Origin of the sequence: Hyunsoonleella aestuarii (assembly GCF_006148925.1) — a bacterium.
Classification (GTDB): domain Bacteria; phylum Bacteroidota; class Bacteroidia; order Flavobacteriales; family Flavobacteriaceae; genus Algibacter_D; species Algibacter_D aestuarii.
Genome location: NZ_VAWB01000003.1, coordinates 227888 through 248659, shown reverse-complemented (window position 1 = coordinate 248659; position 20772 = coordinate 227888). Strand labels below are relative to the sequence as shown.

At 31.9% G+C, this 20772-nt stretch carries 22 protein-coding genes; 10 read left to right on the top strand and 12 right to left on the bottom strand.

The window, feature by feature from the left end; all coding sequences use genetic code 11:
- Positions 1-67: 67 nt before the first annotated feature.
- The 3 genes from FEF17_RS13435 to FEF17_RS13425 are packed head-to-tail and all read right to left on the bottom strand — an operon-like array spanning position 68 to position 5202.
- Positions 68-3433 carry a T9SS type B sorting domain-containing protein gene (locus FEF17_RS13435; protein WP_139002929.1) on the bottom strand — a complete coding sequence of 1122 codons (3366 nt, stop codon included), beginning with the start codon at positions 3431-3433 and terminating at the stop codon, positions 68-70.
- Positions 3434-3461: 28 nt separating this feature from the next.
- On the bottom strand, positions 3462-4286 hold the full coding sequence (locus FEF17_RS13430; protein WP_139002928.1) for an ABC transporter permease: 825 nt from the start codon (positions 4284-4286) through the stop codon (positions 3462-3464).
- Between the two features lie 19 nt (positions 4287-4305).
- A complete protein-coding gene (locus FEF17_RS13425) occupies positions 4306-5202 on the bottom strand; it encodes an ABC transporter ATP-binding protein (protein WP_139002927.1) in 897 nt (298 codons plus the stop codon).
- 109 nt (positions 5203-5311) lie between these two features.
- On the opposite strand from FEF17_RS13425, the gene FEF17_RS13420 reads away from it, so the two are divergent.
- On the top strand, positions 5312-6373 hold the full coding sequence (locus FEF17_RS13420; protein ID WP_139003045.1) for a hypothetical protein: 1062 nt from the start codon (positions 5312-5314) through the stop codon (positions 6371-6373).
- Between the two features lies 1 nt (position 6374).
- Here FEF17_RS13420 and FEF17_RS13415 read toward each other — a convergent pair whose 3' ends face one another.
- From FEF17_RS13415 to FEF17_RS13390, 6 genes are all read right to left on the bottom strand, one after another.
- The gene (locus FEF17_RS13415; RefSeq protein ID WP_139002926.1) at positions 6375-6887 is read right to left on the bottom strand and encodes an IS1096 element passenger TnpR family protein; all 513 of its coding nucleotides are present in this window, start codon (positions 6885-6887) and stop codon (positions 6375-6377) included.
- 38 nt (positions 6888-6925) lie between these two features.
- Complete coding sequence (locus FEF17_RS13410) at positions 6926-7942, bottom strand: COX15/CtaA family protein (RefSeq protein ID WP_139002925.1); 1017 nt, start codon at positions 7940-7942, stop codon at positions 6926-6928.
- Positions 7939-8391, bottom strand: a complete 453-nt coding sequence (locus tag FEF17_RS13405) for a GNAT family N-acetyltransferase (protein WP_139002924.1) — start codon at positions 8389-8391, stop codon at positions 7939-7941. The genes FEF17_RS13410 and FEF17_RS13405 overlap by 4 nt, the downstream gene beginning before the upstream one ends.
- Before the next feature lies 1 nt (position 8392).
- Positions 8393-9811 carry a CCA tRNA nucleotidyltransferase gene (locus tag FEF17_RS13400; RefSeq protein WP_139002923.1) on the bottom strand — a complete coding sequence of 473 codons (1419 nt, stop codon included), beginning with the start codon at positions 9809-9811 and terminating at the stop codon, positions 8393-8395.
- Positions 9812-9999: 188 nt separating this feature from the next.
- Positions 10000-10905: a glycosyltransferase family 2 protein gene (locus FEF17_RS13395; protein ID WP_246046855.1), complete on the bottom strand. Its 906-nt coding sequence runs from the start codon at positions 10903-10905 to the stop codon at positions 10000-10002.
- A gap of 13 nt (positions 10906-10918) precedes the next feature.
- A complete protein-coding gene (locus FEF17_RS13390) occupies positions 10919-11728 on the bottom strand; it encodes a glycosyltransferase family 2 protein (protein WP_139002921.1) in 810 nt (269 codons plus the stop codon).
- Positions 11729-11820: 92 nt separating this feature from the next.
- On the opposite strand from FEF17_RS13390, the gene FEF17_RS13385 reads away from it, so the two are divergent.
- Positions 11821-12468: a class I SAM-dependent methyltransferase gene (locus tag FEF17_RS13385; protein WP_139002920.1), complete on the top strand. Its 648-nt coding sequence runs from the start codon at positions 11821-11823 to the stop codon at positions 12466-12468.
- On the top strand, positions 12465-13232 hold the full coding sequence (locus FEF17_RS13380) for a lipopolysaccharide kinase InaA family protein (protein WP_139002919.1): 768 nt from the start codon (positions 12465-12467) through the stop codon (positions 13230-13232). Before FEF17_RS13385 ends, FEF17_RS13380 begins: the two co-directional genes overlap by 4 nt.
- Here FEF17_RS13380 and FEF17_RS13375 read toward each other — a convergent pair.
- A complete protein-coding gene (locus tag FEF17_RS13375; RefSeq protein WP_246046854.1) occupies positions 13209-13982 on the bottom strand; it encodes a glycosyltransferase family 2 protein in 774 nt (257 codons plus the stop codon). The two genes, FEF17_RS13380 and FEF17_RS13375, sit on opposite strands and share 24 nt — an antisense overlap.
- A gap of 44 nt (positions 13983-14026) precedes the next feature.
- Here FEF17_RS13375 and FEF17_RS13370 point away from each other — a divergent pair, with 44 nt between their 5' ends.
- Positions 14027-14848, top strand: a complete 822-nt coding sequence (locus FEF17_RS13370) for a glycosyltransferase family 2 protein (RefSeq protein WP_139002917.1) — start codon at positions 14027-14029, stop codon at positions 14846-14848.
- 4 nt (positions 14849-14852) lie between these two features.
- On the opposite strand, the gene FEF17_RS13365 is transcribed toward FEF17_RS13370, so the two are convergent.
- Together FEF17_RS13365 and FEF17_RS13360 are read right to left on the bottom strand one after the other, a co-directional pair.
- Positions 14853-15911 (bottom strand): glycosyltransferase family 9 protein, encoded by a 1059-nt coding sequence (locus FEF17_RS13365; RefSeq protein WP_139002916.1) that lies wholly within the window; start codon positions 15909-15911, stop codon positions 14853-14855.
- 90 nt (positions 15912-16001) lie between these two features.
- Positions 16002-16817, bottom strand: a complete 816-nt coding sequence (locus FEF17_RS13360; protein ID WP_139002915.1) for a 2,3,4,5-tetrahydropyridine-2,6-dicarboxylate N-succinyltransferase — start codon at positions 16815-16817, stop codon at positions 16002-16004.
- Between the two features lie 317 nt (positions 16818-17134).
- Between FEF17_RS13360 and FEF17_RS13355 the strand changes: the two genes are divergently transcribed.
- The 6 genes from FEF17_RS13355 (at position 17135) to FEF17_RS13330 (ending at position 20769) form a co-directional block, all read left to right on the top strand.
- On the top strand, positions 17135-17401 hold the full coding sequence (locus tag FEF17_RS13355; protein WP_139002914.1) for a hypothetical protein: 267 nt from the start codon (positions 17135-17137) through the stop codon (positions 17399-17401).
- A gap of 109 nt (positions 17402-17510) precedes the next feature.
- A complete protein-coding gene (gene ruvX, locus FEF17_RS13350; protein ID WP_139002913.1) occupies positions 17511-17921 on the top strand; it encodes a Holliday junction resolvase RuvX in 411 nt (136 codons plus the stop codon).
- Between the two features lie 55 nt (positions 17922-17976).
- Positions 17977-18567: a peptide deformylase gene (gene def / locus FEF17_RS13345; RefSeq protein ID WP_139002912.1), complete on the top strand. Its 591-nt coding sequence runs from the start codon at positions 17977-17979 to the stop codon at positions 18565-18567.
- A 53-nt stretch (positions 18568-18620) separates the two neighbouring features.
- A complete protein-coding gene (locus FEF17_RS13340; RefSeq protein WP_139002911.1) occupies positions 18621-19052 on the top strand; it encodes a DUF5606 family protein in 432 nt (143 codons plus the stop codon).
- A 113-nt stretch (positions 19053-19165) separates the two neighbouring features.
- Entirely contained in the window at positions 19166-19837 is a 672-nt protein-coding gene (locus tag FEF17_RS13335; protein ID WP_139002910.1) for a Crp/Fnr family transcriptional regulator, read from the top strand.
- A gap of 71 nt (positions 19838-19908) precedes the next feature.
- The gene (locus tag FEF17_RS13330; RefSeq protein ID WP_139003044.1) at positions 19909-20769 is read left to right on the top strand and encodes an anti-sigma factor; all 861 of its coding nucleotides are present in this window, start codon (positions 19909-19911) and stop codon (positions 20767-20769) included.
- The last annotated feature ends 3 nt before the right edge of the window (positions 20770-20772 follow it).

Below are 20772 nucleotides of genomic sequence, written 5' to 3'. Positions count from 1 at the left end.
TTTTTTCGGATAAAACGCAAAGAAAATCAGATAAAATGCACTTATGCTGGGTTTTTATGTCGGGATTTCACCTTTTTAAGGTAAAATGACTTTTAAAAATACGCCCATCTTGTAATGCTACAGAAAACCAATAGTCGTCGGTTGGTAGTATTTGACCGTTATAGGTTCCATCCCAACCTTTCCCTTTTGGGTTCAATTGTTTTACAAGTTTTCCTAATCGGTCGAATATCATGATTTTGGAGTCTTGTTGAAACATGTCTGAGACGCCATATACCTGCCATGTATCGTGGAAACCATCATTGTTAGGTGTAAAGAATTTAGGAAATCCTATTACCGAAACAGATTTTATTATAGTTCCACACTCATCGTTGACATCCTTTATTCTAATTGTGTAAATACCAGGGAATATATTATCGAAAACATTGCTCGTTTGGTAGTCCCTGTAAATTGAAAAATTGTTTTCATCATATAGTGCATATTCATAGGGACCTTGAATATTAGCCAAAACGATTACAGAATTATTTGGAACCCCATCGGTAACACTGTATGGAGGTGAGTTAAAGGTCGCTAAAGATGAGTTTACGACAATTGTTCTTGTTTTCGAGCAGTTATTGGCATTGGTTACTTCAACGGTATAAATCCCTGCTTCATTTATTTCTGTTTGAAAACTAGACTCTCCATTAGACCAGGAATAATTGTAGTCTGCAGGGTTTCCTGCCAGTATACCGGCGTCTAAAGTTATAGTTTCCGGAAATTTATTTAGACAATAAAACGTTTCACCTTCAGTTTCAATTTCTGGAAGCGTGTTAACAGTAAGTAGCACTTCACATATACCATAGCATGCATTATTATTTTCCACTCTAGCAAAAATGGTCTGATTATAAGGAGTAGTATTGTTATAGGAACTGTTAAGTTCATTTTTTTCCAAAAGTGCATCCTCATATGTTTCAAAGTACGCTACAGGAAAGGTGATGCTATTAATGGATTGGATAGAGGCTGTTATCGTATTTAAATCAAAAGTATTGAGTCCATCCTCAGAGCCTAGTTCATCGCAGGCAGAAGGAGCGACATAGTCACCAATACTGGTCGTAGAAACTTGTAAAATAAGTTCAGCCACGTCATAACATCCAGTATTTTCATCAATGACCTGCGCAAAAAGCGTCTCCGGGTTCTTTGTGTTCGAGAAACTGGTAGTATTCAAAATTTCATCATCACTATTTTGTGCTTCGGAGAAAGTTCTAAAGAATTTTACAGTTCTATTCATTTGGTTATTTACAAGTTCACTCTCAGCTTCTGTAAGGTTAAAAATTGTAAAACCGTCCATCAAATCGTCTGCATCGCATTGCAATAGTAGACTGTTTGAAAACTGTGGGAGAGGCCTAATTACTAAATCAATTGGTTGGGATATAGCATAGCAATTAGGATTGAATCTATTTTCAATTCTAGCGTAAATAATCTCGTTAAAAGCTGTTGTGTTTGTATAATCAAAACTAATCTTATTTCTAGCTTCAGCATCATCGATAGAGTTGTGGTAAGTTATAGAGAAATCTAATGCATTCTGGTTTCCAAGAATTTCATTGTCAAATTGCCTTAAATTAATTTCTGTAATTCCATTTTGTACATTAGGGTCTATTAATGATCGCTCATCACAAATAATGGGTGTAACAAAAGTATTGGCGACTGGAGTATCAAAAAGCTGAATATTAAAGGAAACTGATGTATCGAAACAGGTAGTGTTATCAAGTAACCCAACCCTTGAATAAATCGTTTGAGAGTTTCTTAAAACTTCAAATGAGTTAAGTAATTCATTTTGATTTAAATCGGCATCTTCTTGTGATTTAAAATATTTCACATTGTATATTAATGGATTTTGATTTTGAAGTATGTCATCATTTAAACTAGATAAAAGGAATTGGTAAGAACCATCGTTATTATCATCACATAATTGTATATCACTTATTGATGTTGCAATTGGAGAGTCGAAAAATTCAACTGTAGCAAATCCTTCAAAGATACCTCCACAATCTCCCGTATTTTCTTGAATAATAAGTTTGTATTCTCCTTCAGATGTCACTTCTAAGTCGAAATCATCATCTACAAGTTCTACATCGTCTAGGAACCAAGTATAAGAGGCATCCGGTATATTTTCGCCTTCTAACGTATATGTTTCACCAAAGCATAGTGGCAGGTAGGTCACATTCGTTTCTTTTTGGGTAATATTTATATTTTCCGAAAAGAAAGAAGCTATAAAAGGAGGAAGCCCCTGCCTAGAATTCCTTGATAAGGATACTGCATTGTGTTCGTAATTACAAGCTGGTCCTATCTCATTTGGGTTGTTAATTACTGAAAGAAATGGCAAACCAAAATTATATGTTTCACTCATTGCCCTATATATTTTACCATTAGGAGCTAGCTGTAAGGCTCCCCTGTACATTTGTCGCTCATCAATTATTATCTCCGAATTATTTATATTTGATGCATTTAAATTGTACTGAAGTAGTGCTCCATATTGACTCAAAGGATTATTGAATTCAGCTCGATTAGTTTGGAAATAAGCTGACACGTATAACAGGCTACTACTTTGTGAAAACTCTACACCATATGGTGATAGAGTTCTGCTGTTTGGTTTGTGATTGATATTGATTCTTTTCTGATTACTAACGATGCCAGTGTCAGTGTTAAAGTCATATAAATATAACCCTGAGGTTGAGTTTGCACAGGCAAGTTTTGACCCATCAGGGGATAGCTTCAAATACCCTCTTTGGTCATCTATAGTTATATTAAACGTAGATTTAACCGCAGTTGTATTTATGCCAGTAGTTGAAACTTCATAAGCATGAAAAGTATTAAATAACTGATTTGGGGATCCATCCTCTGAAGCAAAAGTGATTACCCATATGGATTTAGAAATACAATCTTTCAAAACAGCACTGATTTTTTCAGAACTGTCCTGTAAAAGATTTATGTTTTTTTCCCAAGGCACCACATCACCAAGTCCACCATTTAATCTAAGGTCAACAACGGAATAACTAAAACCTCTATCTGGATCATCCCTGCTTATAGCTGTGTCTACAGTAAAGACGTAGTATATATTAGAGTCTTCTGGCTTAGGAACTACTATTGCAGACTGCGTGCTAGACCTATCTCCAAATAATTCGTTTCCTAATGCCTCACTGGCGTTTGACATTGGCTGGTGCAATCTATTCCAGACTGTTTTACCATCTGTATAGAATAATAAATTACCATCACTATCAGAAATTGTGGTGCATCCCTCATCCGTATTTAATCTGCCATCTGTTAAGTTTGTAGTTGTACCATTATCATTAAATCGAATTCCAGCATTGGAGCCAAAGTACCAATTAGAAGCTTCAAGTTGTGCGAATAAATCAGTACAAAACAGTAATAAAATTATTAAAAATGCAATTTTTTTCATCTTTTCATAGCAAAAGCTAGCAAAGATATTACAAATCACGCTTTTTTAATAATCTATACGATAAAAAGACAAATAGAGCAGTCCATCCAAGAACAATAAAAATTTCGTGCCAATGTACGGCATAGTCGTAAACCAATTCGCCCTTATCTGGAAACTTTGTCATGGCAACTCGTTGAAAGGGCTGGTCGATGAGTTTGTACATAGATTTTAGTGGGAAAAAGTTTTGAATTTTTTCGGATAAATCCGTATCCATTTTCCATGCCATCAAGCCAAAGACAATCCATTCCAGTATAAATAAGATAAAAAGAAACGCTAATGCAAAGGCTGATCGTTTAACCAGCATACCGAAAAACAAGCATAAACTAAAAAACCCGATTAGTTTTACAAAATAGGCTAATAAGAAATTAGTTTCTTGAATAATAATTCCAAACTCATTGTAACTCGAATAATATAAACCTATGCAAATCGATATAAGTCCAATTAATATTGTGGAAACTAAGGAAAAGAATACAATAGTGTAAAACTTAGACAGTATAAATTCCTTTTTACTCAAACCATCAATTAAATTCTGTTTAATTGTTTTATTACTGTATTCATTACCTATCATACTAACTACTACTATGGCAAAGAAGAATTTAAATTGAGATGCGAAAAAGGTTGTTAAATGCCAAATAATAGGGAAATTGAAAACACCTAATTCCCCCAATTCTAAAGTGAAAAAACCAAATACATTTATTTTTAACGATGATAGTAAAATCACGAAAAAAGGTAATATAAACGAAACAAAAATTAAAATTTTACTGGTTCGGTTAAGTAATAGTTTTTGTAACTCTAAATTTAAAAGTCGTAACATGTTGCGGTTTTTGGTATGATTAGTTGTTATCGGTAAGTTGTAAAAATTGCTCTTCTAAACTCTCTTTTCGTTGAACTAAATGGGTTAAAATAATACCTTCGTCAAAAAGTTTTCTATTGAAGTCTTCAGAACTCATAGGTTCATTTAGAAAAGCTGTTATTAATCCTTCTTCGACTTTAATGTTTCCGAAACTTTTATCTTGTTCCAAGAATGAAAGTAATTCCTGCTCTTTATTCGTTTTCAATTCAAAAAAACCATGACTGGAAATCATTTCATCCACGCGACCAGAGTAGAGTTTTTTTCCTTTCCGAAGCACTACTACATGAGTGCATACTTTTTCTACTTCATCCAACAAATGCGATGCTAAAAGTATGGTGGTGCCTTTAGCTGCAATCTGTTTAATAATCTCTCTTATTTGGTGTATGCCCTGTGGATCTAATCCATTTGTTGGTTCATCAAGTATTAAAATTTCTGGATCGTTTAATAGGGCAGAGGCAATAGCTAATCGTTGCTTCATACCTAACGAGTAGGTTTTAAATTTACTATCTTTGCGCTCTAATAGACCAACAATTTCAAGTTTTTCATCAATTTTAGAATAATCGACACCTTTTATCTTACACACTAATTTCAAGTTTTCACTGGCTGTCATATAAGGATAAAAGTTAGGGCGTTCAATTATGGCTCCTACTTTTTTTAATGCTTCATGTGTCGAGGTATTTCCATCAAACCAGTGGAAATTTCCATTTGTTTTATTAACTACATTTAAAACAACACCTAATGTAGTTGATTTTCCACTTCCATTAGGGCCTAAAATGCCATATACATTACCTTTATTAATAGTAAACGATAAATCTTTAACTGCCGTTAAATAGCCAAATTTTTTGGTGAGATTGTTGATTGTTAGAATTGGTTCCAAACGAATAATGGTTAATGCCGATTATTTTCAGCATGGGTTAGTTTTAAAGTATGACGATAGTCTTTCTGTTTTGTTACAAAAAGACTTAAATTTGAACGAATGTAATTTTATGAAAGACTTAAAAATATCAAAAAGAAAGCCATCTTACGCTGTAACTAAAAAGCTTCATAATTATTTGTCAAGATATAATAGAGATATAAAAATCCCAATCTTCTATGAGGACTTGTTACGCTTTCAAGGTTCAATTATAGTGTATGATGATAATGATGTAGATACCTTGTGGATCCGTGTTTATTATAATGAATTTGAAAGAGAGGAAATCGATTTAAGCTTAAAAAAGATATACACCATTTTACATTCTGATGGTAATGAAGATATTTTACCATTTTTAAATGTTGATGCTATTGATTTTTGCACGTTTGGAAATTCAAAACCTTTTCGAATAAAGATAAGGAATATATTGAATGATAATTTCACATATTTCTATATAAAAATTGCAGATGCATCTCGTATTTACGGATTGGAACTTGAACATATGTTATCACCGTACAATCTAAATTTCCTAGTTTCCAAGAACACTCTTATTGAAGAGCATATTGCTGGTATTCCTGGTGATGTATTTATAAAAGAAATGTTGCATAAATGTAGCAAACCTGAAAAATCTCAAATAGCAAAAGAATTTGTGAAGTTTAATGAACGTTGCATGATACGTTTACTTGGAGATATGCGAAGCTATAACTATGTTATTGTACCAACCCATGATTTTGATCATGTTGTCTATAAAATTAGGGCTATAGATTTTGATCAGCAATGTTATGAAGGGAAATTTAATATTTATAGACCTCAGTTTTTTAAAGAGAATATAAAAATGGTTGAACTGGTTTCTAGTAATATTCAGAAGTTATCTATTGACCAATATAAAACCGAGGAACGTTCTATCTTGGTAAGACGTTTAAAAAGTTTTAAAAGGCGTATCAATAGGTTATTAGACGCCATGGAGGAAGAAGGTGTTTCCACTAATGAAAACGTTACACAATTAAAGGCAACAATATTTGATTACACAAAAGAAGTAAAGTTTAAACGCTGCAAAAATATGGGGGAAATACTAAAAAGAACTTTTGAGTTTCTTACCCGTAATTACGAAAATGTAAGTATTGATAAATTGAAATAAGTTAATTCCAGTTTTCGTCAAAGTCTAAACTGTTATAATCATCTACATCAATATCATCTTCAAATTCCTCAAAATTATCATCTGCATCTGCTTCAAATAATTTTTCTGGAGCCGTATCAGGAACTTGCCCTTGAACAAACATAAGATTTGGATAATCAAAACCTTCAGCCTCATCAACAATTTCTGCTAATTCTACATAGAAAGTCCACATGCTAAGAAAGTCGTACACATAAATTAATTTAGGCGAAACCTCATGTGCAACATCGTTAATGGCGGTTTCGTTCATTAAGCGAGCAGAACCGTCTTCACTTAAATCAAATAATGAAATTTCTTCACCTTGGTTCCATTGATGGTCACTTACATAAAACGATGCCATTTCACTTCCATCAAACCCAAAAGATTGGGTGATAATGTTGTGCAAATCTTCTAAAGTATCATCTTCACGAATTTCTAAATCACGAAAAATATCTTCTTCGGTGTCATTGTCAAGTATAACTCTAAATCTGTATATCATTAGATAAAAATATGTTGCAAAGGTATGCTTTTTTTAAATTATTTACTGAAGCGGTGCAGTGTAAATGTCATTGCTGTTAACAGGAAAAATGCACCAACTTGATGAGCTACACCTAGCCAAACAGGTACTTGTAATAAGATAGTGAAGACGCCAAGTGCAAATTGTATTCCTACCATAATTAGTAATGTATTTATGCCTTTAAACTGAAAGATTGTTAAGTTTAAATTTTTAGACTTTTTCCAAATAATCAAAATTAAAATAGCGACCAAATAAGCCAAAGTTCTATGCACAAACTGAACTCCACTTTTACCTTCAAAAAAGTTTTTATAGATAGGATTTTGTTCTATAAGTACGGTTTCATGCATAAATTCACCTTCACTCATCATAGGCCAATGGTTGTGAATGAAACCTGCGTCTAAGCCAGCAACAAATGCTCCATATATTATTTGAAGCATTAAAACAGCAAGTCCAAACCTAATCAAGTTTCTAAATTGCTTACTAATTTGTTTTTTGATTGGAAATATTAAATCTAAAGCTACCCAAAATGTATAGGCAAAAGTTATAAAAGCTGTGGTTAAATGTGCTGCCAGTCTGTAATGACTAACGTCAGGATTATCGACAAGTCCACTTTTAACCATATACCATCCTAAAAACCCTTGAATTGAACCTAAAAAAAGTAAAATTAAACACTTCTTTATAGTAGGTTTCGTTAGCTGTTTTTTAACAAGGAAGTATAAGAAAGGAATTAAAAACACTAAGCCTATAAAACGACCAATAACACGATGTAACCACTCCCAAAAATAGATGTCTTTAAAATCTTGTAATGAGAAATGATTATTTAATTTTTGATACTCTGGATATTGCTTATAAAGTTCAAAAGCAGCTAACCATTCTGTTTCATTCATTGGAGGAATGGTTCCAGAAATAAGTTTGTAATTAGAAATTGATAGTCCAGAATGTGTTAACCTAGTAATACCACCAACAACAACCATAATGAATATGAGTAGACATCCAGTGAATAACCAATAAATAACGCGCTTATTATCCTTTTTCATTGCAATTTTTTTTCGAAACAAATACTATTTGATACGTTTTTATACGGACCAAAATTTGGAATTATATCATAATCTTGTCTTGTGTAAAAGTTTACAGCTACCGTTTGTCTTTTTCCTGTTTCTAATATACCCGCTTTGTAACCCAATGTACTAGCCCAAATTTCTAATTCATTCAATATTTGACTCGCAACTTTTTGACCTCTAGACTTTGGTAACGTAAACATGCGCTTTATTTCAACTTTGCACTCATCATACTCTTTAAAGGCACCACAACCAACAGGAATATTTTTATCATAAGCAACCACGACATTCTTTAATACATCAATATTATTATACTGATTGTAAAACGCATGATCCTCGCCATCAATAATTTTTAAATAAGCGTCAAGTTTTTTAACGAGATTAATAAAATCAATATTATCTGAATTTGTTCTAACTAATTTTATCATATTAGTTGGTTACTTTAAGTCCTAGGCGTTTGCCTTCTTCCAGCATTAATTGGTATGCAGCATCATAGTCATTAGTAATATATCCCTCAAGAATAGCTTCTTTTATTTTTTCTTTAATAAGTCCAATTTCTCGCGAAGGCTTCAAATTAAAGGTTGCCATTATTTCTTCACCAGAAATTGGTGGTTGAAAATTTCTAATATGGTCTCGCTCCTCTACTTCAACTATTTTTTGGCGAACTATCTTAAAATTGTTATGATATTTGCTGAATTTCTTAGGGTTTTTTGTCGTTATATCGGCTTCGCAAAGTGTCATTAAGTCGTCTATGTAATCTCCAGCATCAAAAACTAAACGACGAACAGCAGAATCGGTTACAATATCTTGTGCCAGTACGATAGGTCGCGAACTCATAAACACCATTTTTTGAACAAATTTCATTTTATCATTTAATGGCATTTTCAATCTTTTAAATAATTGATAGACCATTTTAGAGCCTTCAAATTCATGCGCATGAAATGTCCATCCAACTTTTTTATTGAATTTTTTGGTTGGTGCTTTGCCAATATCGTGCAACAAAGCCGCCCATCTTAGCCATAAATTATCAGTTTGTTTAGCAATATTGTCTACAACCTCTAGGGTATGGTAAAAATTATCTTTATGTCTTTGTCCTTCTATTTCATCTATACCCTTTAACGCAGTAAGCTCAGGTAAAATGTCATCTAACAACCCCGTTTTTTCTAAAAGTACAAAGCCAATAGATGGTTTAGAACTCTCAAGAATTTTGTTCAATTCTGTTACTATACGCTCTTTGGATATTATTTTTATCCTATCTGCGTTTTTCGAGATGGCATCCAATGATTTAGCTTCAATTGTGAACTTTAACTGAGTTGCAAACCTTATAGCCCGCATCATTCTTAAGGGATCATCACTAAAGGTAATATTAGGTTCAAGAGGCGTTTTAATTATTTTGTTTTCTAAATCATTAATACCATTGAAAGGATCCAAAAGTTGACCATAGTTGTCTTCACTTAAATTTAAAGCCAAAGCATTAATGGTAAAATCTCGTCTATTTTGGTCGTCTTCAAGAGATCCATTTTTTATTGACGGATTTCTACTGTCTTCAGAATAGGATTCTTTACGTGCACCAACGAATTCAACCTCTAAACCACCATGTTTTAGCATAGCAGTTCCATATGTTTTGAATACCTGAACTTTTGGCTTGCTTACAAGATTGTTTGCTACTTGTTTTGCTAATTCAATACCACTGCCTATAGCTACAATATCAATGTCTTTTGCAGATTCACGATTTAAAATATGGTCCCGCACAAACCCTCCAATTACATAGGCATCTAACTGCAATTCTTTTGCAGATTTTGTTATTACCTTAAATATAGGATATTGTAATACGTCTTTGTAATTCATAAACAAAATTCAAAACTCAAATTGTAATAAAAACGAGTAATTTGTTTGTGTAAAAAGTTAATAATTACTTTGATTAATGAGGTTATTTAACTTGTGCAAATTTACAATATAGTGAACACCTTTTAAAATAGAAATGATTATTTATTTAATTGATTTTTTAATATAATTCCAGGCTAAAGAATCAAGAATTACTTCTGCAAAACTTTCTGGTTTTGCTTTAAGGACAAACTAAGAGGAGCTTGTTTTAGAAGAATAAAAAATAAAGACCAGTTTTTAGGCTTTAGCAAGGAGCTAAAGAAATATTTAATGCGTAAAAAGTTCAGCAAGATGAAGTACGAAAGATAGCCGTAATGTTTTCTAATAACATACAAGAGAGAAATTTTTAATTCAGCTTTTAAACCAATTGATTTAGGAGTGCTAGCTCCATGAAAATGTATAAATTCACCTTTAGGAACTAAATAGGCCAATTTGTTAATTTTTAAGAGCCGTTTACAGACATCTGTTTCTTCATAATATAAAAATATGTTGGTGTCGAATCCTCCAATAGCGTTAAAATCTTCAGCCGAAAAAAACATAAAACTTCCAGCTACAAATTGTCCTCGTTGAGGCTCAATGTATAGTTTTTTACGTTTAGGGAATTTATTAGAATTAATGAGTTCAAGAAACTTTCTTCCAAAAAGTTCTCGGCCTAAAGAGGCAAAATGATCTATGGTTGGCAATATTTTTTGGTTTTCGGTAAACGCTTGTGGACCGCAAACACCAGCTTTAGGATTGTTAATCATAAAATTTTTAAGAATCGTTAAACAGTCATTCTTAAACAATATATCGTTATTTATAAAGGCTAAATACTTAGCTTTTGCATGTTGGACTCCAATCATATTTCCTCCACCAAAACCAGTATTAATTCGACTACGGATTAATTTTGTGTTTTCGGTTTCTGCCTTTTCATCAATATATTGTTTTAGATGACTGTAATCTTCGTACTTAGACGCATTATCTACAATTATGAATTCTTTCGTGGTTGTGCTGGAAGTGTTTTTTATAATAGAATCAATACAGCCTATAGTATATGAAGCTGTATTATAGTTTATCATAATTATTGATACATCAATCATTATTATTAAGATATTGATCTACACCTTTTTCAATGTATGTAATGTTTTCTTCTGTTGTTTGTTTTTCAATCAACTCATTAATATGAATATGACTTTTATTTTGTTCGTTATGATAAATATGATAAACTAAACCTCTAAATTTTAAACGTCTACCTTTCACGCCAATATTAATCATCCGCTGAATCATTTCACTATCATCAATACCCCATCCAACAAGATTTTCATTAAAGCCATTTATTTTAATGAAATCATCTTTCCAAAAAGACATATTACAACCTCTTAATTTTGAGGATCTTGTATCCTCTTGAGAGGTTAAATTAGCTAAAAGGGGAAAACGTATGGTTCGTCCACGTTTTTTTATTCCTTTAGAAAATATATTGAAAGAGGTCTGTTTATTTCTGAACAAATTGGGTAAGTGTGACTTCGCAATATTCACCCTACTACCATATAAAAATTGATTTTTTTCGGTCATAGAAAGGTGATCCAAAATAAAGTGTTTGTGCATTATAATGTCACCGTCTATTTCAATGATATAGTCAAATTTGGCACTAGAAATAGCCTTATTCATTATTGCAGGTTTCCTATTTTTTTTGTCTTCATGCCAAATATGATAAAGAGGAACGGGGAAATCTTTTTGAAAATTTTCAATAAGTTTTTTGGTTTCTTGAGTAGAGCCATCATCTGCTATAATTACTTCATTAGGTAAAACAGATTGATTTTTAACACTTATCAATAATAACTCAAGTGCTTCTGGCCAGTTATAGGTTGGTGTAACAAGGCTACATTTTGGTAGTGGCGACATGTTTCTTAATTAGGCTGCAAAATAATGTTTTTTATTTTTAAAATACCACTCTTAAAAAGACTATGCTAATTAATTTATTTTAGTTTTGCAGCATGGATTATAAAAACAAGCCAGAGGGTTACTATAAGAATGTCAGAACAGAAATGCTCGGTTATCTTCCATCGAATGCAAAAAAAATACTTGATGTTGGGTGTGGAAATGGGGCTTTCGCTTTTATTATTAAAGAGAAAAATAATGCAGAAGTTTGGGGCATAGAATATGTGAAGGAGCAAGGTACTGAGGCTAAATCTAAACTTGATAAAGTTTTTGTTGGAATGTGTGAAGATTTCATTGATGAACTCCCAGATAAATATTTTGATGTTATTTATTTTAATGATGTATTGGAACATTTAGCTTATCCAGATGATGTCCTCAAGAGGATAAAAACAAAATTATCTTCGAAAGGGGTAATAATTAGTTCTATCCCTAATATGCGTTTTTATGGTACTTTTAGAAAACTGATTTTTGGCAAAGATTGGAAATATGATGATCATGGTGTTATGGATAAGACGCATCTACGCTATTTTACCAGTAAAAGTATTAGGCGCATGTTTAAAGAATCTGGATACTCTATAAATAAGCATGAAGGTATAAATAAAAGTAGATCCTTAAAGCCTTATTTATTTTATGTATTAACACTATTTACACAATTAGATATGCGTTATGTGCAATATGCAACTGTAGCAAGCGTAAAAAAATGATAAAGAAGTCTGAGTTTCATAAAAGCTATAATGGTCATAAAGATCAGTTGGATTATTTCATAGAACACTTTGATGAAATTGGAACTCCTTTTGGCAATCAAGATAGAAATTCATTAAAGCTTTTCGAGTTAAATAATAAAACATTAAATGTTAAGTCATTTCGAGTCCCTAATATTTTTAACCAAATAGCCTATCGCTTTTTTAGAAAGAGTAAAGCTGAACGTTCTTTTGAATATGCTAACAAACTCAAGCAGCTTGACATTGGTACTCCACAGCCTATTGCTTACTTTGAATTTACCACTGCTTTATTATTCAAAAAAAGCTTTTATATAAGTGAACAGGTTAATTGTGATTTAACTTATAGAGAATTAACTACTGACCTCAATTATCCAGATTATGAAACTATATTGAGAGCCTTTACAAGGTTTACTTTTGATTTGCATGAAAAAGGGGTTCATTTTTTAGATCATTCTCCTGGAAACACCTTGATATTAAAAGAAGTAAACGATTATAAATTTTACTTGGTTGATTTAAATAGAATGGAATTTAAACAATTGGATTTTGAATCCAGGGTTAAAAATTTCTCAAAATTAACAACTCATAAATCCATTGTTGAAATTATGAGTAATGAATATGCAAAATGTTTAGGCGAGAGTTATGATAAAGTTTTTGATTTAATGTGGAAAGAAACCTTAGCATTTCAAGAGAAATATCATCGTAAGCGCAGATTAAAAAAGAAGCTAAAGTTTTGGAAGCGTGCCTAATCGCTTGAGTTCTGAATATCTATACCATACACCATAGGCACTTAAATAACAAATACCTAGTCCTTCTTTTCCATCTAAAAATCCTAACCTAAAAATGTAGTTGGTTAAAAATTTATAGGCAGGCCTTACTATAAAATGAAGCCAATTTGCTCTTTTACCATTATTATATAACTCACGTGCTTTTAAACCTGCGTAGAGTATCATTTTTTGTTTGTAATTTTCATATGTTGTAAAACAGTAATGATTCATATGGTTTTTCAGAATAGCGCTTTTTCCTTTTACAACCAATCTTTCATGAACTATTTTGTCTTCATCATAAAAGGCATATCCTTTTTTAAACAAACGATAAGTAGTGTCAGATTGTAGGCCACTATACTTAATTAATTTTTTGTTGAAGAAAAAACGTCGCCTAAACATATAGGCATTAATGTTGTTGTTAAATTTTACCGTTTCTAAAATCTCATCTTTTAGCTTTTTAGGAATTCGTTCGTCGGCATCTATAAAGAGAATCCAATTATTTGTGGCTTGCTTAATAGCGAAGTTTCGTTGATCTGTGAAATTTTTAAAAGGTCGAGAAATTAGTTTAACATTTTTAAAAGTGTTTATAATGTTAGTAGTTTTATCGGTGCTTAATGAGTCAATTATAATTATTTCATCACCAAAGTCTACATTTTCTATGACTTCTTTGATATGTTTTTCTTCATTTCGCGTAATTAGCAGAACAGATATTTTTAGGTTTTTTGAATTCAAGAAAACGCTGATTTTATTGAGTAAAAATAGTTATTTTTGTTTCAATGACCACAGTCGATACCTCAGTAATAATTAGCACCTATAATAACCCCGAGTGGTTAGAAAAAGTACTTTGGAGTTATGAAATTCAAACATATAAGAGATTTGAAGTCGTAATTGCGGATGATGGTTCAGATGACAACACAAAACAACTTATTCAGCGCTTAGAGAAAGAAGTTTCATATCCAATTCAGCATATTTGGCATGAGGATAATGGTTTTCAAAAAACAATTATTTTAAATAAAGCTACGGTTGCTAGTAAAGGAGATTATCTAGTTTATTCAGACGGTGATTGCATTGCCAGAAAGGATTTTCTTCAAACGCATATTAATTTTAGGGAAGAGGGCTTTTTCTTATCGGGTGGTTATTTCAAATTGCCAATGAATATTAGCAGTATAATCACAAAAAGTGATATTGAAAATCAAATTTGTTTTGATATAAATTGGCTTAAACAAAAAGGTTTAAAAAGCTCTTTCAAGAATAATAAAATTACTTCTCAAGGAATTAAAACCAAATTGTTAAATAGATTTACTCCAACTACCGCAACATGGAACGGACATAATGCTTCTGGATGGAAAAAGGACATAATAACTACTAACGGCTATGACGAACGTATGCAATACGGAGGAGAAGATAGAGAGTTAGGTGAGCGTTTATTTAATATGGGTGTTAAGGCTAAGCAAATACGATATTCTGCAATTTGTCTGCATTTAGATCATGCAAGAGGGTACGTTCAACCCGAAATGATTGAAAAAAATAAAAATATTCGCTCGGTTACCAAAAAGGACAAAATTACCAGAACATCTTATGGTATTGAAAAATATTAAACAATTAAAATTTTTTTAAAAACTTATTTAGTTTAGGTATTATCTGATCTGGACTAAATTCGTTGTACAACTGTTCACTAATTTTCTTCATTTCCTTATAGGACTTTCCTAAATAGTGTTCAGGTTTTACATCCTCTAAATGAATAGAAATATTTGTTTCTCCATCTTCAAACATATTCCAAGCATCCTTTTGAATCCAAGGTGAGAAAATTGTAAACGTTGGAATACTTAACGCTTTTGCCATATTAACAGCGCCTCCTTCATTACCAATTAGAGCATTACAATGTTGTGTTATTGATAAAAACTCCCTTAAATTTTTACCGTAGGCATCAAAATATATTTTTTTTCTAGTTGACTCTTTACATAAATTATAAACCTCTTTAGCATCGGGCTCTTGTTTTGGTATAAAATTGAATAATAATTGGGCGTTTGTTTTTTCAACAATTACATCAATAAGTTTGGCCATATAAGGGAGTGGGTATGTTTTATTATCTCCGCTTCCTAAAACACTAATCATTATTATTGGATGTTCTAAATTGATATTGTGTGTTTCTAAAAATGCTTTTGCATTTATTAGTTCCTCATTTTTTAAGTGAATTGCTGGTTTAAAAATTCTAGAGTTTTCCTTTAAAATAGGCTCTAACATTTGCAATCTGTTTTCAATAGCAAGTCCAGCATTGGTTTTTGCAATACTACTTTCTTTGATTGTGTTGGTGTAAATTAATGAGGTGTACCATTTGTACTTTGAAATTCTAATTTTTGCTCCCGAATACCAGCTTATTAGATTACTAGAGAATTTTGAATAAACATCTATAACAATATCATAATTAGTATTTTTAACAGAGTTAGCTAATTTAAAAAGAGCTTTAATGCTGTCTTCTTCCTTTTTAGTAAAAAAAATAAAATTATCTATGAATGGATTGTTCTCTACTACAGCAAAAGTATGTTCGTTAATTAAATAATCTAGGTGGGCATCAGCATATTTTTCGCGTAATGCGTTAAACAATATACTGCTTGTAAGGACATCGCCAATCATTTTTTGCTGGATAACTAGTATTTTCATATGGTTTTCAAAGTACAAATAAAAAATTCCAAATTCCAACACATAGATATTGGAAATTTGGAATTTAGATTATTATTTAAATAAAGTAAACTAGACCGCTACATCGTGCTCTCTTAAAGCATCATTTAAAGAGGTTTTTTTATTGGTACTTTCTTTACGTTTTCCAATTATTAATGCACAAGGCACATTGTAACTTCCGGCACCAAATTCTTTAGCATAACTACCAGGAATAACAACAGATCTTGCAGGCACAATACCTCTATATTCAACTGGTTCGTCTCCAGTTACATCAATAATTTTTGTACTCATGGTTAAAACCACACCAGCACCTAAAACAGCTTCGGTTTCAACGCGAACTCCTTCAACTACTATACATCTTGAGCCAATAAAAGCATTATCCTCAATAATAACAGGAGCGGCTTGCAACGGTTCTAAAACACCTCCAATACCAACACCACCAGATAAATGTACGTTTTTACCAATTTGAGCACAACTACCAACTGTTGCCCAAGTGTCTACCATGGTACCTTCATCTACATAAGCACCAATATTAACATAACTAGGCATTAAAATAGTTCCTGCTGAAATATAAGCTCCATGCCTTGCTACAGCGTGTGGTACAACACGTATCCCTTTCGCGGCATATCCAGTTTTTAATGGTATTTTATCATGAAATTCTAATGGGCCACATTCTATAGTTTCCATTTTTTGGATTGGAAAGTAAAGTACAACACCTTTTTTTACCCATTCGTTTACTTGCCATCCGCCCTCAATAGGTTCAGCTACTCTCAGTTCGCCTTTATCTAATAAGCTAACAACATCTCTAATAGCCTTTTGGGTAGATGTCTCATTTAATAGAGATCTGTCTTCCCAAGCATTTTCTATAATTTGTTGTAAATCTGTCATTGGTATTTAATTTTGGGCAAATATACTAGCTATCATTTAAAAAATAGAAATATGGCTATCTCATTATCGATAAAAATAACTCTGATTTTCTATTAATTTTTCAAAGCTATTTCACTAAATATTCTTTCAACGAATAATTTTTATGGATGAACAACATTTTTAGTGTATTTCGTCGATAAATGAAGACTACTTATCTGTTTATCGGATGAATTAAACGGAATCTCTAATAATCGAAAATTCAAACACATACAACTAATTTATTGTTCTATCCCCTCATAACGAAACTATATTTGAATCATCAAAGAAACCCAAATCTGATGAAAACAAGATTTTACATATTAATAGTTTTATTACTCTCTTTCACTCTAGGTAATGCGCAAAGTGAAGCACCTATTGTTAAAGAAGAGGTTAAGACCATAGTTTCTCAAACTGAGATTAACGATGACGCTGTTATTATTGATTCATTAGAATTAAAAGAAGTAATTGCTAGAACTAGCGATATTAGATCTTTTTTAAACCGTGAAAGAAAAGTTGAAAATATTAAGTTGGTATTTCCTAAAATAAATAAAGCAAGAAAAGCATAATTATAAGAATCATATTCAACAAATATTTGAGGTTAAATATTTAAAAAGACTGTCCTAAAAATGGATGGTCTTTTTTTATTACATTACTTTTGGTATATAAATAAATAGAATGGCTCGTATATTGGCAATAGATTATGGTAGTAAAAGAACAGGAATAGCCGTGACTGATGAGTTACAAATTATAGCGTCTGGATTAACCACTGTGCTTACTAAAGACCTATTGACTTATTTAAAAAAATATACTACTAAAGAACCAGTTGAACTTTTTTTAGTTGGAGAACCAAAACAAATGGACAATACGCCATCTGAAAGTGAAGAACTAATTATTAAATTTTTATTGAAATTAGAGAAGGAATTTCCCAATATTCCGGTTAAACGAGTTGATGAACGATTTACCTCTAAAATGGCGTTTCAAGCTATGATAGATAGTGGTTTGAAAAAAAATCAAAGAAAAAATAAAGCTCTTATTGACGAGATAAGCGCTACATTAATTCTTCAGAGTTATTTATATTCTAAATAAAGACTAACAATATATTATAGTATTGTATTTTTGCAAGTAATAATAGTTTTATAGTATGATATTACCAATTGTTGCCTATGGTGACCCAGTGTTAAAGAAAAAGGCAGAAGATATTACTAATGAGTATCCTAATTTAGATGCGCTTTTAGATAACATGTATGAGACCATGTATAATGCCTATGGAGTTGGATTAGCAGCACCACAAATAGGTTTACCCATACGTTTATTTTTGGTCGATACGGAACCTTTTGCTGATGACGAATCATTATCTGAAGAAGAACAAAAAACTTTAAAAAACTTTAAGCAAACCTTTATAAATGCGAAAATTATTAATGAAGAAGGTGAAGATTGGGCATTTAATGAAGGCTGTTTAAGTATTCCCGATGTAAGAGAGGATGTTTTTAGACAACCAAAAATTACTATTGAATATTTAGATGAACAATTTGAAAAGCATACAAAAGTATTCGACGGATTAATTGCTCGTGTTATACAGCATGAATACGATCATATTGAAGGTGTTTTATTCACAGATAAGTTGTCCTCATTAAAAAAACGCCTCATTAAAGGTAGACTTGCCAATATTTCTAAAGGAAAAATTCGAGTAGACTATAAAATGCGTTTCCCTAATCAAAAAAAGAAACGATAACATTTGTAAAATATTCATAAACAAATATATTTGCCTCTTTCTAAAAATAATTTATGAGCCTAGACAAAATACTAGCAATTTCAGGTAAACCAGGATTGTATAAACTAATCACTCAAACACGAGGTGGTTTTGTTGCTGAGTCATTAATTGATAATAAACGACTTTCAGTGAGCATTCGTCAAAACGTAAGTATATTAAGTGAAATAGCTATTTATACTCTAACTGAAGAAATACCTTTAAAACAAGTGTTTTTAAACATTAGTAAGAAAGAAAGCGGTGCGAAAACAAGTGTAAAGTCTAAGGATAGCAAAGATAAATTAGAAGAATACTTTTTTGATATCTTACCTGATTATGACGAAGATCGCGTTTATGCGAGTGATATTAAAAAAGTAATTCAATGGTATAATTTGTTACAGCAACAAAATATGCTAGATTTACTTAAAGATGAAGATGAAGAGAAAGTTGCTACTGACGAAGAAGAATAGATTCCGACTACATATTTTTAGAAAACATCCGATTTTATCGGATGTTTTTTTGTTAATTGGTAAGGTTTAAATGTTTATACCGACAGTTTTTCATAACAATTATACTACTTATTATGAAATCTATTTGGTTTTTCGACGACGTAAATCTTTTTAAGGTTTTATGCCCTCATAAATTTAAAGCCTATAAATCGAATCACGATTTTGACGCTTATAAAAAAAAGGATTATATCTATTTTGAAGAAGATTCTGCTAACAAGGTTTACCTTATAGAAAAAGGGAAAGTTAAAATAGGGTATTATAGTGAAGATGGAGAAGAGGTTGTAAAGGCTATTTTAACTCGTGGTGAATTATTTGGTGAGAAAGCCATCTTAGGTGAATCTAAACGCGATGAGTTTGCTCAATCAATAGATAATTCTACATCTATTTGCCCAATTGGTGTCGATACTATGCATGATTTAATGCGTAATAACCAAACCTTTAGTTTCAAGGTGTATAAGTTTATTGGTTTTAAATTTAAAAAGCTTGAAAGACGACTTCAGTTATTGCTTTTTAAAGACACAAAAACCAGATTGCTCGAGTTTTTGCACGAATTGTGCAACGATTATGGTTATGATTGTGAAAAAACGGGGGATAAAGTAATATACCATCCTTATACCCAAAAAGATATAGCTTCACTTATAGGCACTTCACGACCTACACTAAACATTCTTCTAAATGAACTTAAAGAAGATAACATCATAGAGTTTAGTAGAAAAGAAATAAGAATTTATAAAAAAACAGCCTAGTGTTAGTTAGCTAACATTTTACGATGGATGCATCATCTAATTTTGAATTGTTAATAATAAAAAATTAAATGATGATTAAAAAAATGTTTTTGGCCTTAATGGCTTTAGGAGTTTTAGCAACTTCCTGTAGTGATGATGATAATGCCCCAGCATTATCAACTTTAACATTAGATTTAAGCGGATTAGAGCCTTTAGGTGATGATTTTGTTTATGAAGGATGGATTATAGTCGATGGCAGTCCAGTATCAACGGGAGTGTTTTCAAGTGTTTCTTTTCCGCAAACTTTTACTGTTGATGCACAACAACTTAGTACTGCAAGTCGATTTGTATTGTCCATTGAACCTACTGATGATCCTGATCCTGCTCCAGCAGATACTAAGCTTTTAGTTGGAGACTTTTCTGGAAATGAGGCAAGTGTCAATTCAAATATTGTTGGAGATTTTAGTTCAGCTTCAGGAGCTTTCTTTTTAAGAACACCTACAGATGAGACTGGAACTAATAATGGTAATGACCACTATGGTGTTTGGTTTGGTACTCCTGGGATGCCTCCAATACCTAATTTTGTATTACCAACCTTACCAGATGGATGGGTATATGAAGGATGGGTAGTAGGCGACGCTGGACCTATAACTACTGGGACTTTCACAGCATTTAACGCAGCAGATGGGTTTAATGATTTTAGTGAAACTTTGCAAGCTGGCCCTCCAGTTCCAGGCGAGGATTTTTTCTTAAATGCACCAAGTGGTGAAACATTTCCTTTAGATGTAAGAGGAAGAACGGTTGTGATTTCTGTTGAACCCGTTCCAGATAATTCTCCAGCCCCTTTTGCTATAAAACCTTTAGTGGGAACTGCTGGTCAAGAAACAGCACCATCAACTCATAATTTTGGACAAAACTTAGGGTCTCTTCCTTTTGGAACCGTAACCAGATAAGCA

Excerpts from the sequence above, each read along its gene's own strand:
- FEF17_RS13405 (WP_139002924.1), bottom strand. The coding sequence starts at position 8,391 with ATGATAAAATTAGTTAGAACAAATTCAGATAATATTGATTTTATTAAT.
- FEF17_RS13330 (WP_139003044.1), top strand. The coding sequence starts at position 19,909 with ATGATTAAAAAAATGTTTTTGGCCTTAATGGCTTTAGGAGTTTTAGCA.
- FEF17_RS13365 (WP_139002916.1), bottom strand. The coding sequence starts at position 15,911 with ATGAAAATACTAGTTATCCAGCAAAAAATGATTGGCGATGTCCTTACA.
- FEF17_RS13435 (WP_139002929.1), bottom strand. The coding sequence starts at position 3,433 with ATGAAAAAAATTGCATTTTTAATAATTTTATTACTGTTTTGTACTGAT.
- FEF17_RS13380 (WP_139002919.1), top strand. The coding sequence starts at position 12,465 with ATGATAAAGAAGTCTGAGTTTCATAAAAGCTATAATGGTCATAAAGAT.
- FEF17_RS13415 (WP_139002926.1), bottom strand. The coding sequence starts at position 6,887 with ATGATATACAGATTTAGAGTTATACTTGACAATGACACCGAAGAAGAT.
- FEF17_RS13420 (WP_139003045.1), top strand. The coding sequence starts at position 5,312 with ATGAAAGACTTAAAAATATCAAAAAGAAAGCCATCTTACGCTGTAACT.
- FEF17_RS13385 (WP_139002920.1), top strand. The coding sequence starts at position 11,821 with ATGGATTATAAAAACAAGCCAGAGGGTTACTATAAGAATGTCAGAACA.
- FEF17_RS13400 (WP_139002923.1), bottom strand. The coding sequence starts at position 9,811 with ATGAATTACAAAGACGTATTACAATATCCTATATTTAAGGTAATAACA.
- ruvX (WP_139002913.1), top strand. The coding sequence starts at position 17,511 with ATGGCTCGTATATTGGCAATAGATTATGGTAGTAAAAGAACAGGAATA.
- FEF17_RS13370 (WP_139002917.1), top strand. The coding sequence starts at position 14,027 with ATGACCACAGTCGATACCTCAGTAATAATTAGCACCTATAATAACCCC.
- FEF17_RS13395 (WP_246046855.1), bottom strand. The coding sequence starts at position 10,905 with ATGATAAACTATAATACAGCTTCATATACTATAGGCTGTATTGATTCT.
- def (WP_139002912.1), top strand. The coding sequence starts at position 17,977 with ATGATATTACCAATTGTTGCCTATGGTGACCCAGTGTTAAAGAAAAAG.
- FEF17_RS13340 (WP_139002911.1), top strand. The coding sequence starts at position 18,621 with ATGAGCCTAGACAAAATACTAGCAATTTCAGGTAAACCAGGATTGTAT.
- FEF17_RS13410 (WP_139002925.1), bottom strand. The coding sequence starts at position 7,942 with ATGAAAAAGGATAATAAGCGCGTTATTTATTGGTTATTCACTGGATGT.
- FEF17_RS13355 (WP_139002914.1), top strand. The coding sequence starts at position 17,135 with ATGAAAACAAGATTTTACATATTAATAGTTTTATTACTCTCTTTCACT.
- FEF17_RS13335 (WP_139002910.1), top strand. The coding sequence starts at position 19,166 with ATGAAATCTATTTGGTTTTTCGACGACGTAAATCTTTTTAAGGTTTTA.
- FEF17_RS13390 (WP_139002921.1), bottom strand. The coding sequence starts at position 11,728 with ATGTCGCCACTACCAAAATGTAGCCTTGTTACACCAACCTATAACTGG.
- FEF17_RS13430 (WP_139002928.1), bottom strand. The coding sequence starts at position 4,286 with ATGTTACGACTTTTAAATTTAGAGTTACAAAAACTATTACTTAACCGA.
- FEF17_RS13360 (WP_139002915.1), bottom strand. The coding sequence starts at position 16,817 with ATGACAGATTTACAACAAATTATAGAAAATGCTTGGGAAGACAGATCT.